The 14,112-nt window shown below is 60.2% G+C and carries 15 protein-coding genes and 1 pseudogene; 14 read left to right on the forward strand and 2 right to left on the reverse strand.

All coding sequences use genetic code 11. From position 1 onward, the window contains the following. Nucleotides 1-28 precede the first annotated feature (28 nt). Nucleotides 29-409: a cytochrome c family protein gene (locus tag FJ949_RS18710; RefSeq protein ID WP_140498230.1), complete on the reverse strand. Its 381-nt coding sequence runs from the start codon at nucleotides 407-409 to the stop codon at nucleotides 29-31. Nucleotides 410-769: 360 nt separating this feature from the next. Here FJ949_RS18710 and FJ949_RS18715 point away from each other — a divergent pair, with 360 nt between their 5' ends. From FJ949_RS18715 to FJ949_RS18740, 6 genes are all read left to right on the forward strand, one after another. Next, the gene (locus tag FJ949_RS18715; RefSeq protein ID WP_140498232.1) at nucleotides 770-979 is read left to right on the forward strand and encodes a hypothetical protein; all 210 of its coding nucleotides are present in this window, start codon (nucleotides 770-772) and stop codon (nucleotides 977-979) included. Between the two features lie 31 nt (nucleotides 980-1,010). Beyond that, a complete protein-coding gene (locus FJ949_RS18720; protein WP_140498234.1) occupies nucleotides 1,011-1,997 on the forward strand; it encodes an ABC transporter substrate-binding protein in 987 nt (328 codons plus the stop codon). Between the two features lie 77 nt (nucleotides 1,998-2,074). Further along, the gene (locus FJ949_RS18725; protein ID WP_224519073.1) at nucleotides 2,075-2,821 is read left to right on the forward strand and encodes an ABC transporter permease; all 747 of its coding nucleotides are present in this window, start codon (nucleotides 2,075-2,077) and stop codon (nucleotides 2,819-2,821) included. After that, nucleotides 2,790-3,530 (forward strand): ATP-binding cassette domain-containing protein, encoded by a 741-nt coding sequence (locus FJ949_RS18730; protein WP_140498534.1) that lies wholly within the window; start codon nucleotides 2,790-2,792, stop codon nucleotides 3,528-3,530. Before FJ949_RS18725 ends, FJ949_RS18730 begins: the two co-directional genes overlap by 32 nt. A gap of 34 nt (nucleotides 3,531-3,564) precedes the next feature. Further along, on the forward strand, nucleotides 3,565-4,536 hold the full coding sequence (locus FJ949_RS18735; protein ID WP_140498237.1) for a quinoprotein relay system zinc metallohydrolase 2: 972 nt from the start codon (nucleotides 3,565-3,567) through the stop codon (nucleotides 4,534-4,536). Nucleotides 4,537-4,653: 117 nt separating this feature from the next. Then, on the forward strand, nucleotides 4,654-5,517 hold the full coding sequence (locus FJ949_RS18740; protein WP_140498239.1) for a quinoprotein dehydrogenase-associated SoxYZ-like carrier: 864 nt from the start codon (nucleotides 4,654-4,656) through the stop codon (nucleotides 5,515-5,517). 51 nt (nucleotides 5,518-5,568) lie between these two features. Here FJ949_RS18740 and FJ949_RS18745 read toward each other — a convergent pair whose 3' ends face one another. After that, nucleotides 5,569-5,922, reverse strand: coding sequence for a hypothetical protein (locus FJ949_RS18745; RefSeq protein WP_140498241.1), 354 nt, complete (start codon nucleotides 5,920-5,922; stop codon nucleotides 5,569-5,571). Nucleotides 5,923-6,608: 686 nt separating this feature from the next. Between FJ949_RS18745 and FJ949_RS18750 the strand changes: the two genes are divergently transcribed. The 8 genes and pseudogenes from FJ949_RS18750 (at nucleotide 6,609) to pqqE (ending at nucleotide 14,111) form a co-directional block, all read left to right on the forward strand. After that, the gene (locus FJ949_RS18750; RefSeq protein ID WP_140498243.1) at nucleotides 6,609-8,510 is read left to right on the forward strand and encodes a methanol/ethanol family PQQ-dependent dehydrogenase; all 1,902 of its coding nucleotides are present in this window, start codon (nucleotides 6,609-6,611) and stop codon (nucleotides 8,508-8,510) included. A gap of 176 nt (nucleotides 8,511-8,686) precedes the next feature. After that, nucleotides 8,687-9,174: pseudogene (locus FJ949_RS18755) on the forward strand (c-type cytochrome, methanol metabolism-related). A gap of 1 nt (nucleotide 9,175) precedes the next feature. After that, nucleotides 9,176-10,039 (forward strand): substrate-binding domain-containing protein, encoded by an 864-nt coding sequence (locus tag FJ949_RS18760; protein WP_181172109.1) that lies wholly within the window; start codon nucleotides 9,176-9,178, stop codon nucleotides 10,037-10,039. Next, the gene (locus FJ949_RS18765) at nucleotides 10,036-10,596 is read left to right on the forward strand and encodes a PQQ-dependent catabolism-associated CXXCW motif protein (RefSeq protein WP_140498247.1); all 561 of its coding nucleotides are present in this window, start codon (nucleotides 10,036-10,038) and stop codon (nucleotides 10,594-10,596) included. The genes FJ949_RS18760 and FJ949_RS18765 overlap by 4 nt, the downstream gene beginning before the upstream one ends. Nucleotides 10,597-11,009: 413 nt before the next feature. Then, entirely contained in the window at nucleotides 11,010-11,948 is a 939-nt protein-coding gene (pqqB, locus tag FJ949_RS18775) for a pyrroloquinoline quinone biosynthesis protein PqqB (protein WP_140498251.1), read from the forward strand. Beyond that, nucleotides 11,945-12,703 carry a pyrroloquinoline-quinone synthase PqqC gene (pqqC, locus tag FJ949_RS18780; protein WP_140498254.1) on the forward strand — a complete coding sequence of 253 codons (759 nt, stop codon included), beginning with the start codon at nucleotides 11,945-11,947 and terminating at the stop codon, nucleotides 12,701-12,703. Before pqqB ends, pqqC begins: the two co-directional genes overlap by 4 nt. Then, the gene (gene pqqD / locus FJ949_RS18785; RefSeq protein ID WP_140498256.1) at nucleotides 12,700-12,993 is read left to right on the forward strand and encodes a pyrroloquinoline quinone biosynthesis peptide chaperone PqqD; all 294 of its coding nucleotides are present in this window, start codon (nucleotides 12,700-12,702) and stop codon (nucleotides 12,991-12,993) included. The genes pqqC and pqqD overlap by 4 nt, the downstream gene beginning before the upstream one ends. Continuing rightward, nucleotides 12,990-14,111, forward strand: a complete 1,122-nt coding sequence (gene pqqE / locus FJ949_RS18790) for a pyrroloquinoline quinone biosynthesis protein PqqE (protein WP_140498258.1) — start codon at nucleotides 12,990-12,992, stop codon at nucleotides 14,109-14,111. The genes pqqD and pqqE overlap by 4 nt, the downstream gene beginning before the upstream one ends. Nucleotide 14,112: the final 1 nt, after the last annotated feature.

Below are 14,112 nucleotides of genomic sequence, written 5' to 3' on the forward strand. Positions count from 1 at the left end.
ACGCAAGTTCGAACGGCCGGCGGCGCCGCTATTTAGAGAATTGCTTCAAATAGGCGATGACGTTGGCGATGTCTTGGTCCTGCTTGAGGCCGACGAACGCCATCTTCGTTCCTTTGACCATGGCCTTGGGATCGCGAAGGTAAGTCGTCAGCGTGGGTTCGTCCCATTTGACGCCGGACTTGCCTGCCGCGACCATCGCTTGGGAGTAACTGAACCCCGGGTGTGTGCCAGCCGTCCGGCCGATGACGCCGTTCAACGACGGGCCGACCTTGTTCTTGTCCTGGTCGGCGACATGGCAGACCTTGCATTTGGCGAAGACCTTCTCACCCGCCGCGGCATCCTGTGCCTGGGATTGGCTTGTGATGAAGGACACAGCAAACACGACTGCGAAAAATGCGATTGCGCGCATGGCATTTCCTCATGGATCGTCTGGGTGCCCTGGACGATTTTGCGCATGCCGATCTTTCATCCATTGGCATGCACCTTACGCGGTGGGGTGGAGTATCCGCTTTCCCTTTGTGAAGCGGCGCCGCGCGAATCGAAAAGCTAGTTGGCGTGGGGTGAAAGTCAATCGTATAAAGGTATAGAGGCTTGGGTACCCAGGGTACCGGTATTCGTCTTTGTTGACGGCTATCGGGCGAATGCGTAGCTTCAAGACATCCGGTTTCTCCACTGGCACCTCGGGAATCCGGCAACTGGCGATTTTGTCCAGGCTCCTCATTGGGCCGGACCAGTCGAGACAGGCGTCCCGGAGCGCAAGAGGTGCTAAATGGATATGGTCGATCTCATATTAACGGTGTGCCTCAGCACCAATCCGGGCAATTGCCGAGACGAACACCTCTATTTCGAGAGCCGCGGCTCTCTGCTCCAATGCATGTTCCTTGCACCCAGCGAGATCGCGAAATGGTCTCAGGAACACCCGGCCCTCAAGGTCATGCGCTGGAAATGCGCCTTTCCGAGCAAGGAACGAGCGATCTGATTGACGTCCTGGAGCCCGGGGAGGAGGTGTCATGATGATTTCACGGCGCAACACGCTGCGTCTGGCGGTTCTCGGCACGGTCGCTGCTCTTGCCGCAAGGCCTGTCTTTGCAGCAGCCAGGATTCGCGTTGGTGTCCTGAAGTTTGGAACCGTGAGTTGGGAACTCGACACGTTGAGGCAACACAAATTCGATGTGGCGAACGGGATCGATCTGGAGATCATCGATTTCGCCGGGGAGGACGCGACCAACGTCGCCTTGCTGGCCGGTGCGATCGACATGATCGTCTCCGACTGGTTGTGGGTCTCGCGCCAACGGTCGGAAGGCGGCGACCTCACATTAGCCCCCTATTCGACCGCCGTGGGGGCGATCATGGTGAAGGAGGGGTCGCCGATCCGGACGGTCGCCGACCTCAAGCACAGGAAGATCGGCGTCGCCGGCGGCCCGCTCGACAAGAGCTGGCTCCTGATACAGGCTCTGACCAGACGCGACTACGGGGTCGACCTGTTGGCAACCAGCGACATCATCTTTGGCGCGCCACCGCTGATTTCGGAAAAGGCCATGCAGGGCGAACTCGATGCGGTGCTGAATTTCTGGCATTTTTGCGCCCGTCTCGAGGCCAACGGCTTTCGTCGATTGATGGGCGTGAACGATGCGGCGCGTGCGCTCGGCGCCTTGGGACCTGTGTCGGCACTCGGTTACGTCTTCCACGACCAATGGGCGAACGAGAACCCGGAGGCCGCCAGGGGCTTCGTCAGGGCCTCCGCGCAAGCCAAGGACCTGCTGGCCAGATCCGACGAGGAGTGGCTGCGCCTGGCGCCGATCATTCGCGCGGAAGGCAAAGAACTGGAAAAACTGCGCGACCGCTACCGCCAAGGCATCCCCAGGCGGGCGGTCGCCGAGGAAGCGGCCGACGCCGGCAAGCTCTATCACGTGCTGGCGGCGATCGGTGGCGCGAAGCTGGTCGGCAGCGCGCCCGAGATGGCGCCCGGCACATTCTGGCAGGACCGCACGGAATGACCGCACCGGAAACCAGCAACGGCACGCGAGGTGCCCCGACGAGCATGTCCGGGCGATCCAGCTTGGCGACAACGCTGATGCCCGCGCTGACCGTGGCGGTTTCCTTGCTCGGGCTTTGCCTGCTGTGGAGCCTTGCGGCGAGTGTCTGGCGGAGCCGTGCCCTCCCGGGGCCGGGACAGGTCTGGCAGGTGCTCCTCAGGGAGGCTGCGAGCGGCGACCTCTTCTATCATCTCGGCGCGACCCTCGGCCGGGTCGCCGCGGCCTATATCGTCGCGATGATCATAGGATCGGTCATCGGCGTTCTGCTCGGCAGCTATCGTCGCGCCGACCGCTTTTTTAACCCATGGGTAATTCTATTCCTCAACATCCCGGCGCTGGTCGTCATCGTCCTCGGCTATATCTGGTTCGGACTTAACGAGGCCGCGGCGATCGGCGCGGTGGCGGTGAACAAAATCCCGAATGTCGTAGTGACGATGCGTGAGGGCGCCAGGGCGCTTGATCCGAGCTACGCCGAAATGGCCACTGTCTATCGCTTCGGTCCTCTCGATCGCATCCGCCACATCCTGCTGCCGCAATTGCAACCCTATCTTGCCGCCGCGTCACGATCCGGCATCGCCCTCATCTGGAAGATCGTCCTGGTCGTCGAACTGCTCGGCCGGTCGAACGGCGTCGGCTTCCAGATCCATCTCTATTTCCAGCTCTTCGACGTCGCCGCCATTCTTGCCTACACACTGGCTTTCGTGGCGGTGATGCTCGTCATCGAACTTCTTCTGGTGCAACCCGTTGAACGACATGCAACCCGTTGGCGCCGTCGTCCCGCTTAGGGTCGATATCGCTGAAAAGACTTTCAGGTCCGCGCAAGGCGTCTCGATCACGGCGCTTCAGGACCTTTCCTTCGAGGTCCGGCAAGGCGAATTCGCCTGCTTGCTGGGACCGTCGGGCTGCGGCAAAACCACGACGCTGCGTATCCTGCTTGGGTTGGACAAGGATTTTTCCGGATCCTTCCAGTTGCCGCAAGGAGGCTCCAACCGCATTGCGGCCGTGTTCCAGGAGCCGATCTTGCTGCCGTGGCGAACGGTGGAGCAGAATGTCAGGCTGGCCTTGCCGAAAAGCTTGAGAACGAAGAACCTCGACGGTCTGTTTGAAACTCTCGGCCTCGCCGGCATGCGCTCGCTCTATCCTGCGGAACTGTCGCTCGGCCTTGCGCGCAGGGCAGCACTTGCCAGGGCCTTCGCTACCGAGCCGGCGATGCTTGTCCTGGACGAACCGTTTGTCTCGCTCGACCACCAGACCGCCGAGCGGCTTCGTCACCTGCTTCTGTCGGTGTGGTCGGCACGGCCTACGACCGCCTTAATGATAACGCACGATCTGCGCGAGGCGCTGATGCTGTCGGATCGCATCATCGTGCTCGCGCCGCGACCAGCACATGTGCTGGGCGTGTTCGACGTGCGGTTGCCTCGGCAACATCGCAATTCACAGGTGATGAGCGACCTTCTGCGGTCGTTCCGGCAAAGGTTCCCGGGCGTCACCTGAACGCCCTGATGGCGAATGCATATCGGAGGACCCCATGTCGATTGATCGGCTACGACGCAGGGTTGTGAGTGGGTTTGCCTGCACCGCCGTCAGTGCTGCCTTGCTGCCGTGCTGCCTCGGACGAGCCGCCTTGGCCGCGGCCGGCGGCCTGCGGTTCTCGGTCCGCCAAATCGCCGACGGCGTCTTCGCCTTTCAGGGCGTGGATGAATTGATGACTACAACCAACGACGGTGCGATCTGCAATCTGGGGGTCGTCGTCGGCACCGATGCAGTTGCCGTCGTCGACAGTGGCGGCAGCCTGATCGAGGCGCACGCCTTGCTCGCCGCGATCGGAAAGATAACCGCAAAACCGGTTCGCTTCCTGATCAACACCCACATGCATCCCGACCACATTTTCGGCAATGCGGCATTCCGGGAGATCGGCGCGACCATTGTTGGCCATCGCAATCTGCCGCGTGCCCTCGAGGCGCGTGGCGCGTTCTATCTGCACAATTATCGCGAACAGGTCGGCGAGGCGCTTATGAAGGGAGTCGAGATCGTTTCGCCGGCGATGCTGATTGACGATCGCCTGGAACTCGACCTCGGCGGGCGCATGCTCGAACTGCGGGCATGGAAGGCTGCGCACACCGATAACGACCTGACCGTCTTCGACCCCGAGACCAGCACGCTCTTTGCCGGCGATCTCGTGTTCATGGGCTCCTTGCCGACGCTCGACGGATCGCTGCTTGGCTGGCTCCGCCAGATGGATGCGCTCGCCGCGATCGGCGCCGCGCGCGTCGTTCCGGGTCATGGTCCGGTACCGGCCGACTGGCCGCAGGCGCTGGCAGGAGAACGGCGCTATTTCGAGATTCTGGCGCGCGATATCCGCAACGCGATCGTCGACGGGACGCCGCTCCGAGAGGCCGTCAAAACCGCCGCCGGAAGCGAACGGGGCAAATGGCACCTGTTCGACGACTACAATGAGCGCAACGCAACAGCTGCTTTTGCTGAACTCGAATGGGAATAGACCACACCGACATGCGCCAGAGATCATGAAGTGGGGCGATTTGCCAACGCGTCGTCAAAGGCATATTCTAAACGCCAGCCTGGGCACCACCTCTGTTGCATTGGTGGAGGCATCGAAATGCAAAATCACGCTTACGCGAGCAGGCAGTTCGCCTTGTCGCTTGCATCGTTCTTGGCCGCAATCATCTTGACCATCGGTACGCTGTTCGGCGTCTCCTCAGCCGCCAACGCACAGCAAACAACGGCTTCTTCGGAGAAGATCTGGGAAGACTTGAAAGGCGACGTGTTCGGCGACCGGGCTATTCTGGTCGACACCGGCGTCGTCAGGATCGAAGCGCCAAAGCGGGCGCAAGATGCGGCCATCGTGCCTGTCGACATCTATGTCGACCCCGCCAAGGCGCCGGACGGCATCAAATCCGTGACCTTGATCATCGACGCCAATCCTGCGCCGGTGGCGGCAACGTTCCAGATCGGCAAGGACGCCGGGGTGACACATCTGTCGACACGCGTGCGCGTCAACGATTATTCCTATTTGCGTGCCATAGCGGAGACTCAAGGCGGCCAACTCCACATGGCTCAGACCTTCGTCAAGGCGTCAGGCGGCTGCTCCGCCCCTGCGGTCAAGAACCAGGACGAGGCCATGGCGACGATGGGGCAGATGAAGTTGCGCCAGTTCCCACCCCAAGAGACGATGAGCAAGGCAGAGGAGTTGCAGTTGATGATCCGCCACCCGAACAATTCGGGCCTGCAGCGGGATCCACTGACCCAGTATTTCATTCCCGCGCATTTTGTTCAGAAGCTGTCGATCTCGCAGGCCGGCCGGCCGATCCTCTCGATGGAAGGTGGAATATCGATTTCGGAAGACCCTAATTTCCGATTCGATTTCACGGCGCACGGCAATGGTGAAATCCAGGTCGAAGCGATCGACACGGATGGCAAGGTATTCCGCAATCAATGGCCGCTGGAGAAAACGGGGCTCTGAAGTCTCGAATACGGTATGCCGCGCTGCCACCGCGATGGGCACGCTTGATCTTTAAAAGCAACGCACGTCGGCTTCCGACTGCGCGCGCTTCAGTTCGGTACGGGCTGCCTTCGCCGGTGCGCTTTCGCGAAACAGTCCTGCGTTTTCCCCCGTCGTCAAAGACATGCTCTTGAAGGTCTCGGCCGTCTCATAGTGGTCGTAGGGAAGGATAGAGGCTATGACGTCGATCGAGCAGGAACAGCTTTCCAGCGCCTGACGCGTCTGGCCGTTCGTTCGCATGCAGCCGAGCACGTAGTCGACAACCGTTACCGTGGGATAATCTCCCGCAGCACCCGCCGGGTTTGCGATGGCCAGCGTCGCGGTGAAGAGCAGCGGCAAGGTCGAAAATCCAACATATCTGATCATGAGGAACCTCCGGTTGGTCCGGGTTCGATGCGCCCGGACGGGATCGGCGTGCCAGTTGGCAACGCGCCGTAAAGCCAGTCAAGCACCCATGAGTTCCGTATACGACCAAAGGAGGAAAGGGCTGTCCACGAGCGATAGCTGCGGATGACGACTTGATCACCGGCTCCGCGCCCAGGCTCCTACGACCGCTTCGCATCTCGCTCAATACCGGGCAACGGCGAGACTTTTTACACGCCATACAAGATGGGCGCCGATAAACATTATCAAATAACCTTGTTGTATATTAAAATCAAAAGATCGACCGTAAGACTATCTTAATACCGTTCTCGGTCTCCACGGAGGCGTAAAACACTTCATATTAGTCTCGTAGTTCTGTTCATTTCTGTATATTGCAGTGCATCATTTAGAATATTGCGGTGCAACAATGCACTAGGCCTTTTTTGCTTGCCTAGCCTTTTGGGATGACATAGCCTTTCCCTGTTTCCGGCTTCAAGGGCGTCACCGTCATTAGGGAGCGGCGACAGTCTTTCGTAGGCCAAAGTGAGGTGGGCAGTAACGGTGCCCTCTGCACATCTGGCTTAGGTCGTGACACGCTGCCGGAAATATTTCCCCCCCGTGAATCGCTTGGGCGAGCCCTTGTGGGCCTGACAGTCGATTCATCACTGTGAACCCCGGGAGGAATTCGGATGCGTGTACTTACGAAAGCTACGTATATTCTAACCACTGCGGCGTTTCTGTCGCTCGGCGCGGCCTATACGGCGTCGGCCAACGAGGATCTTGCAAAGCTCGCTTCGGATGCGAAGAACTGGGCGATGCAGACGGGTGACTACGCCAACACCCGCTATTCCAAACTCAACCAGATTACTGCGGATAATGTGAAGAACCTGCAGGTCAAATGGACCTTTTCCACCGGCGTGTTGCGCGGGCATGAGGGTGGACCGCTGATCATCGGCGATGTGATGTATGTCCATACGCCCTTCCCAAACAATGTCTTTGCGCTCGACCTCAAGAATGACGGGAAGATCCTCTGGAAATACGAGCCCAAGCAGGATCCGAATGTCATTCCAATCATGTGTTGCGATACGGTCAATCGCGGTGTTGCCTATGGTGACGGCAAGATCATTCTCAATCAGGCCGACACCACGGTCGTCGCCCTCGATGCAAAGACCGGCAAGGTCGTCTGGTCGGTCAAGAATGGCGACATGACCGACGGCGGCAAAGGCGAATCCGGCACGGCTGCCCCCGTCGTGGTCAAGGATAAGGTACTCATCGGCGTGTCCGGCGCCGAATTCGGCGTTCGCGGCTGGCTGGCCGCCTACAATCTGAAAGACGGCAAACTTGCCTGGAAAGCCTATTCGGAAGGTCCCGACGCCGACACCCTGATCGATCCCGAGAAAACCACCCAGCTGGGCAAGCCGGTAGGCAAGGATTCCGGCACCAACACCTGGGAAGGCGAGCAATGGAAGACAGGCGGCGGCACGACATGGGGATGGTATTCCTATGATCCCAAGCTGAACCTGGTCTACTACGGCACCGGCAATCCCTCGACATGGAACCCGGTCCAACGGCCTGGCGACAACCGCTGGTCAATGACGATCATGGCCCGCGATGCCGATACCGGTGTTGCCAAATGGCTCTACCAGATGACCCCGCATGACGAATGGGACTATGACGGCATCAACGAGATGATCCTCGTCGATGGCATGGAGGTCAATGGCGCCAAACACGACGTGCTGGTGCATTTCGATCGTAATGGTTTCGCCTACACCATGGATCGCGCCACCGGCGAGCTTCTCGTCGCCAAGAAATACGATCCAGCGGTGAACTGGGCGACGGAAGTCGTCATGGACCCAAAGAGCGAACAGTATGGTCGCCCGCAGGTCGTGGCGAAATATTCGACCCAGCAGAACGGCGAAGACACCAACTCGACGGGTATTTGCCCGGCGGCGCTTGGAACGAAGGATCAGCAGCCGGCTGCCTATTCGCCGAAAACCGGCCTGTTCTATGTTCCGACCAACCATGTCTGCATGGACTATGAGCCGTACAAGGTAAGCTACACCGCCGGTCAGCCTTATGTTGGCGCCACAGTGTCGATGTACCCGGCACCTGGCGGCGACGGCAGCATGGGCAACTTCATTGCCTGGGATGCGGCCAAGGGCGAGATCGTCTGGTCGAAGCCTGAGAAGTTCTCCGTGTGGTCGGGCGCGTTGGCGACAGATGGCGACGTCGTCTTCTACGGCACGCTCGAAGGCTACATCAAGGCGGTCGATAAGGACGGCAAGGAACTTTACAAGTTCAAGACCCCGTCCGGCATCATCGGCAACATCACCACGTACGAGCATGACGGCAAGCAGTACATTGCCGTTCTGTCCGGCGTCGGTGGGTGGGCAGGTATCGGTCTGGCAGGCGGTCTGCTTTCGCCTGACAACGCTGCTGCCTGGCATGGCGCCGTCGATCAGGGCCGTGCGCAAGGCGATCAGTCCGCGGTCGTTGGTACCGCTGGTCTGGGTGCCGTCGGCGGCTACGCGGCACTTGCCGACTATACGACGCTGGGCGGTCAGCTCACCGTCTTCGGTCTCCCGGACTGACGGGCGGGGAACCTTAAGCACGCCTCAGGTCTTGTTGGACCGGAGGTTTGAAAAACGAGAGCCCGGATCATCCGAAACCATGGCCGGGCTCTCGATGCGGTTGCACCCCCGACACACCGATCAATGCCGGCCACGGCAGCAAAACCGTGTCCACGGCAAATGAAGGAAGCGTTTGAATGTCCGTTCGCATTGTAATTTCGGCTTTCGTCCTGGCTCTGCTGCCTCTGGCAAGCTCAGGCGTGGCGTGGGCCGAGGACAGCATGGAAAAAGCCAAGGCGGTGAAGCAAGAAGGCGGCAAGTATTTGGATGCGGATGGAAATCCGACCTACAAGATCGAGAACGGAACCGTCGACTGGTACACGTTCAGCGGCTACCGCCGGTATCACTCCGATTGCCATGTCTGTCACGGACAGGATGCGACAGGTTCGAGCTACGCGCCGGCCCTGGTCAACAGCTTGAAAACCATGGACTACGCCACGTTCCTCTCGATCGTCGCCGAGGGCCGCAAGAATGTCGGCGGCGGCAAGGAAAACGTCATGCCTGCCTTTGGCGACAACACCTGCGCGCGCGCGCCGATGGTGCGGCGCCACGCGGCAGGCCGCCCAAGCACGAAGACAAGCCGCAGGCGGCGAAGGATGCCGAAGCATCCTGCATGGGCGGATGACATGAACGGCTGCGGTGCATTGAAGCTGCGCGTCGTTCTGCCGATTCTCGGCGCACTGGCCTTGTTGCCATCGAACGCGCAGGCGCAAGGCGCCGGCCTCGGCGCGGCGGGAGAACTGGTCGATCCCGACATTCTGCGCGTCTGCGCCGATCCTTCGAATATGCCCTTCACCGACAAGAGCGGCGAAGGCTTCGAAAACAAACTCGCCGAACTGGTAGCCGCGAAAACCGGACGGAAGTCCGTCACCTATACCTGGTTTCCACTTGTCACCGGCTTCGTTCGCAACACGCTGGGAGCGAACCGATGCGACATCATCATGGGTTATGCCCAAGGCGATGAACTGGTGCAGAACACCAACGCCTATTATCGCTCCACATATGTGCTGGTCTACCCGAAGGGCAACGATATGGAGGGCGTCGAAACGATCGAGGATCCCAAACTCACGGGCAAGACGATCGGGGTTGTCGAGCGCACGCCGCCAACCGCCAACATGGCCGCCAACAAGCTTCTGCGGACCGCCAAGATCTATCCGCTTGCGGTGGATACGCGTGTCACCCCCTCCATGGGGGAGGTCATGATCAAGGACATGCTGGCCCACAAGATCGACGCGGCGGTCCTGTGGGGACCGATGGCAGGCTACTATGCCAAGCAACTTGGAGCCGATGTGGCGATTGTTCCGCTGGTAAAGGAAAAAACCGGCTCGCGCATGTCCTACCGCATCACCATGGGCGTACGTCCGTCCGACCAGGAATGGAAGCGGACGCTCAACCGGGTGATCAGGGAAAACCAGGCGGAGATCAATAGGCTCCTGCTGAGTTACAACGTGCCGCTGATCGACGAACACGACAATCCGATCACCCAATGAAGGGAAAGGAGGCTGTTTTTTTGCTGGTCGCTGCGAGCCTTATGGGTCTGGCCGAACCGACGCGGGCTGGCGAGATCGCCGAACCCAGGGGGTATCGGATGGACGACTATCGGGCGCCGGTGCCGCCGACGCTGCAAGGCGCCAGGGTGGTGACGACGGCGGAAGCTGAAGCGCTGTGGCGAGCGAAGAAAGCAGTCTTCTTCGACGTGATGCCGAACACGCCCAAGCCGACCAATTTGCCGGCAGGAACGATATGGAGAGATAAGGTTAGAAAGGACATTCCAGGCAGTACATGGCTGGCCAACGTGGGATACGGCGCTATTCCGCAAGAGACCGCCAGCTATTTTCGCCAAGGCCTCGAAGCCAAGGCCGGCACGGACAAATCGCGAGCGATTCTGTTCTATTGCATGACGAATTGCTGGATGTCCTGGAATGCCGCCAAACGGGCGATCGAGTGGGGCTACAGTTCGGTAATCTGGTATCCTCTCGGGGCCGATGGGTGGGAAGGTGCAAATCTTCCGCTGGAGGTGAAAAGACCATATGAAACGAACAATTGAAGGAAGGTTATGCAATTATTCCCGGTAGTTTTGCTTTTCGATTTTTCAAAACCTACTTTTTCGTTTGTCCATTTTGAGACGTGATGGACGAGCCATTGCTTCGGTGCCCTGCAATGGTTGGCTAACAACAGGGATCGGTCCCTTCGGACTGGTATAAGAGGAGAAATGTCATGAAGAAGAACTGGAAAAAACCGACCATGTGCCAGGTTGCTGCGGGCATGGAAATTTCTCGGTATCTGCCTGCCGAAATTGCTCCCAAGAGGTAGGCCGCAGAGGTGCGTGTCCCTGGCAACAGGGGCACGCATCCCCGCAAGGGTTTTGGCGAAAGGTTTTGACGCGTGTAGGGCGCGCGCGGCACTTTTCAGGGCTGCAAATTGCCTGCTGGTCAGAGAAGCCGCGGGGCGGGCGTTCTCATGCATTTGAGGATCATCGGATCGGCGGCAGGCGGCGGCTTTCCGCAATGGAATTGTAATTATCGTCTCAGTCGTGCGGCCCGCTCCGGGATGGCTGGCGTGCATTCACGAACCCAATCAAGTGTCATCGCTTCGACGGATGGCGTCGGCTGGGTTCTTTTCAATGCCTCACCCGACATTCGCCAGCAGATCGCGGCAACGCCAGAGTTGCAACCTGCGCGCGACGCGCCGCTGCGTTCGACGCCTATCCGCGCGGTGGTGCTGACCAATGCCGATGTCGATCATATCGCCGGACTGCTCAGCCTGCGCGAGCGGCAGCCTTTCGCCATCTATGCAACGGCGCAGGTTCTGGCGACGCTGGAGGCGAATTCGATTTTCAACGTTCTCGATCCGGCGGTCGTGCCGCGGCGCATCCTGCCGACAGCGAAAGAATTGGTCATCTGCGATGCGGAAGGCAGCGAGACCGGCGTGATGATCGAGAGCTTTCCGGTGCCTGGAAAGATAGCACTCTATCTGGAGGACAAAGACCATCCGGATGCCAATTTCAGCTCCGACGCCGGTGACACGATTGGAGTCCGAATTGCGGGTATCGGCAGCCGCGATTCTGTCTTCTACATCCCGGGCTGCGCGCGCATCGATGCGACGCTGCGCGCGCGTCTTTGCGATGCAGCCTGTCTTCTGTTCGACGGCACTGTCTACACCGACGACGAGATGATCGTCGCCGGCGTCGGTCAGAAAACCGGCGCGCGCATGGGGCATCTGGCGATTTCGGGAGACGCGGGTTCGATCGCCAGCCTGGCCGATGTGAGGCTGGGCCGCCGCGTCTTCGTCCATATCAACAACACCAATCCGATCCTTGACGAGAATTCGGCCGAACACGCGGCGGTCAAGGCGGCAGGCTGGGAAGTCGCAGGCGACGGCATGGAGATGGAATTTTGAACGATTTCCGCGATGCGGCCAAAGGCGGCCTGTCCACGAGCGATCTCGAAGCCGTGCTGAGGCAGGTCGGCGCCGAGCGCTACCACAATCATCATCCCTTCCATCACAGGATGACCAGCGGCGCGCTGTCGAAGGCCGAGATGAAGGCCTGGGCGCTGAACCGTTATTGCTACCAGGCTGTCATCCCGCGCAAGGATGCCATGATCCTCGCACATGCCGAGGATCCGGCGTTTCGCGCCGCCTGGCGCAAACGTATCGAAGACCATGATGGCGAGGACGGCTGGAGCGGCGGTATCGCGCGCTGGCTGCATCTGGCAACCTCACTCGGTCTGGACGCCGAGGCCGTGAAGAGCGAAAGGCTGGCACTGCCGGCGACACGGTTCGCCGTGGGGGCCTACCTCTCCTTTTGCACCAACCGGACGCTGTTCGAGGCGGTCGCGTCGTCGCTGACCGAGATGTTCTCACCGCTCATCATCGGCGAGCGCGTACCGGCGATGCTGGCCAAATACGATTATATCACCGAGGATACGCTGGCCTATTTCAAGCAACGGCCCGAACAAGCCTCGCGCGACGCCGACTTCGCCCTCACCTACGTGCTCAGCCATGCTGATACGGCGGAACGCCAGCAGCAGGCAATAGATGCGCTGGTGTTCAAATGCGATATACTCTGGGCCATGCTTGATGCGCTTCAACACGCCTATGGCGAGCCGGGAAACATACCGCCCGGCGCCTTCCGCCCCGAGGCAGCCCCATGATGCTGCGCGAAAGAGCCTTGGTGTCGCTGCGATCGATACCCTTCCTGCCGAAGCACGTGCGCATACAGTACGATTCCGTGCGGCAGGCGTTCGCCGTGCTTTCACCGGAGAGAATATTCTGGCCGAACGATATCAGCCTCGACATATTGCGGCGCTGCGACGGACGGTCCACGGTCGGCGAAATCATCGCCGGCCTTGCCACGGATTATGAGGCCGAGGAGGAGGCCGTGGCGGCCGACGTCATCGCCTTCCTGCAAGAGTGGTCGGACAAGCTGCTGGTGAAGCTATGAACACGCCCCTCCTCCCTCCTATCGGCATGCTGGCGGAACTGACACATCGCTGCCCGCTGCAATGTCCTTATTGCTCCAACCCGCTCGAATTGCAGAAGGCCAATCGCGAACTCGACACACAGACCTGGCTCAGCCTGTTCTCGGAGGCCGCCGATCTCGGTGTTCTGCAGGTGCATCTGTCAGGCGGTGAGCCGACGCTGCGCCGCGACCTCGAGCAATTGATCGCCGGACTTTCAGCGCGCGGCGTCTATACAAATCTGATTACCGCGGGCGTCGGCATCGCCGAAGGCCGCATCGAAGCATTTGCCGAAGCCGGGCTCGACCATCTGCAATTGAGCTTTCAGGGCGCACGGCCTGAGACCACCGAACGCATCGGCAACCACAAAGGCAGCCACGACAAGAAGCTGGAGACGGCACGCCGCGCGCGAGCTGCCGGCTTGCCTCTCACCATCAACGCGCCGATCCATCGCCATAACATCGAGGAGGTACCGGAGTTCATCGATCTTGCCCTTTCGCTGGACGCGGAGAGGCTCGAGATCGCCAACGTCCAGTACGCTGGCTGGGCTTTGATCAATCGCGATCAGCTGATGCCCGAGCGTGCAGCAGTCGACCGGCAGGCGGAAATCGTCGCGGAAGCACGCGAGCGGCTGGCCGGCATTATCAACATCGATTTCGTGACACCAGACTATTTCGCCATCTACCCCAAACCGTGCATGGGTGGCTGGGCGCGTGACGCGTTCATGGTGGCGCCTGACGGCACCGTGCTGCCGTGCCATGCCGCGCAGACGATCCCGTCGCTCAGCTTCGAGCGTTTCAAACCACACACCCTCTCCTCGATCTGGGCCGATTCGCCGGCGTTCAATGCCTTCCGCGGCACGGACTGGATGCAGGAACCCTGTCGCGGCTGTGAACGACGCGAGATCGACTGGGGCGGTTGCCGCTGCCAGGCGATGGTGATCGCCGGCGATGCCGCCGCAACGGATCCGGCTTGCGCGAAGTCGCCGATCCACGCGCGCATGGCGATGCTGATCGACGAAGCCAAGCGTACCGCGACAGTTCCTTCGGAGGACGAACCATTCACCTACCGGCGTATCGGCGTCGTGACCGAGCCCGCCTGAC

The organism is Mesorhizobium sp. B2-4-1 (assembly GCF_006442185.1).
In the GTDB taxonomy this organism is placed as follows: Bacteria; Pseudomonadota; Alphaproteobacteria; order Rhizobiales; family Rhizobiaceae; genus Mesorhizobium.

Coding starts and splice junctions, on each gene's coding strand:
- FJ949_RS18710 (WP_140498230.1), bottom strand. CDS start 409: ATGCGCGCAATCGCATTTTTCGCAGTCGTGTTTGCTGTGTCCTTCATC.
- FJ949_RS18715 (WP_140498232.1), top strand. CDS start 770: ATGGATATGGTCGATCTCATATTAACGGTGTGCCTCAGCACCAATCCG.
- FJ949_RS18720 (WP_140498234.1), top strand. CDS start 1,011: ATGATGATTTCACGGCGCAACACGCTGCGTCTGGCGGTTCTCGGCACG.
- FJ949_RS18725 (WP_224519073.1), top strand. CDS start 2,075: ATGCCCGCGCTGACCGTGGCGGTTTCCTTGCTCGGGCTTTGCCTGCTG.
- FJ949_RS18730 (WP_140498534.1), top strand. CDS start 2,790: ATGCAACCCGTTGGCGCCGTCGTCCCGCTTAGGGTCGATATCGCTGAA.
- FJ949_RS18735 (WP_140498237.1), top strand. CDS start 3,565: ATGTCGATTGATCGGCTACGACGCAGGGTTGTGAGTGGGTTTGCCTGC.
- FJ949_RS18740 (WP_140498239.1), top strand. CDS start 4,654: ATGCAAAATCACGCTTACGCGAGCAGGCAGTTCGCCTTGTCGCTTGCA.
- FJ949_RS18745 (WP_140498241.1), bottom strand. CDS start 5,922: ATGATCAGATATGTTGGATTTTCGACCTTGCCGCTGCTCTTCACCGCG.
- FJ949_RS18750 (WP_140498243.1), top strand. CDS start 6,609: ATGCGTGTACTTACGAAAGCTACGTATATTCTAACCACTGCGGCGTTT.
- FJ949_RS18760 (WP_181172109.1), top strand. CDS start 9,176: ATGAACGGCTGCGGTGCATTGAAGCTGCGCGTCGTTCTGCCGATTCTC.
- FJ949_RS18765 (WP_140498247.1), top strand. CDS start 10,036: ATGAAGGGAAAGGAGGCTGTTTTTTTGCTGGTCGCTGCGAGCCTTATG.
- pqqB (WP_140498251.1), top strand. CDS start 11,010: ATGCATTTGAGGATCATCGGATCGGCGGCAGGCGGCGGCTTTCCGCAA.
- pqqD (WP_140498256.1), top strand. CDS start 12,700: ATGATGCTGCGCGAAAGAGCCTTGGTGTCGCTGCGATCGATACCCTTC.
- pqqE (WP_140498258.1), top strand. CDS start 12,990: ATGAACACGCCCCTCCTCCCTCCTATCGGCATGCTGGCGGAACTGACA.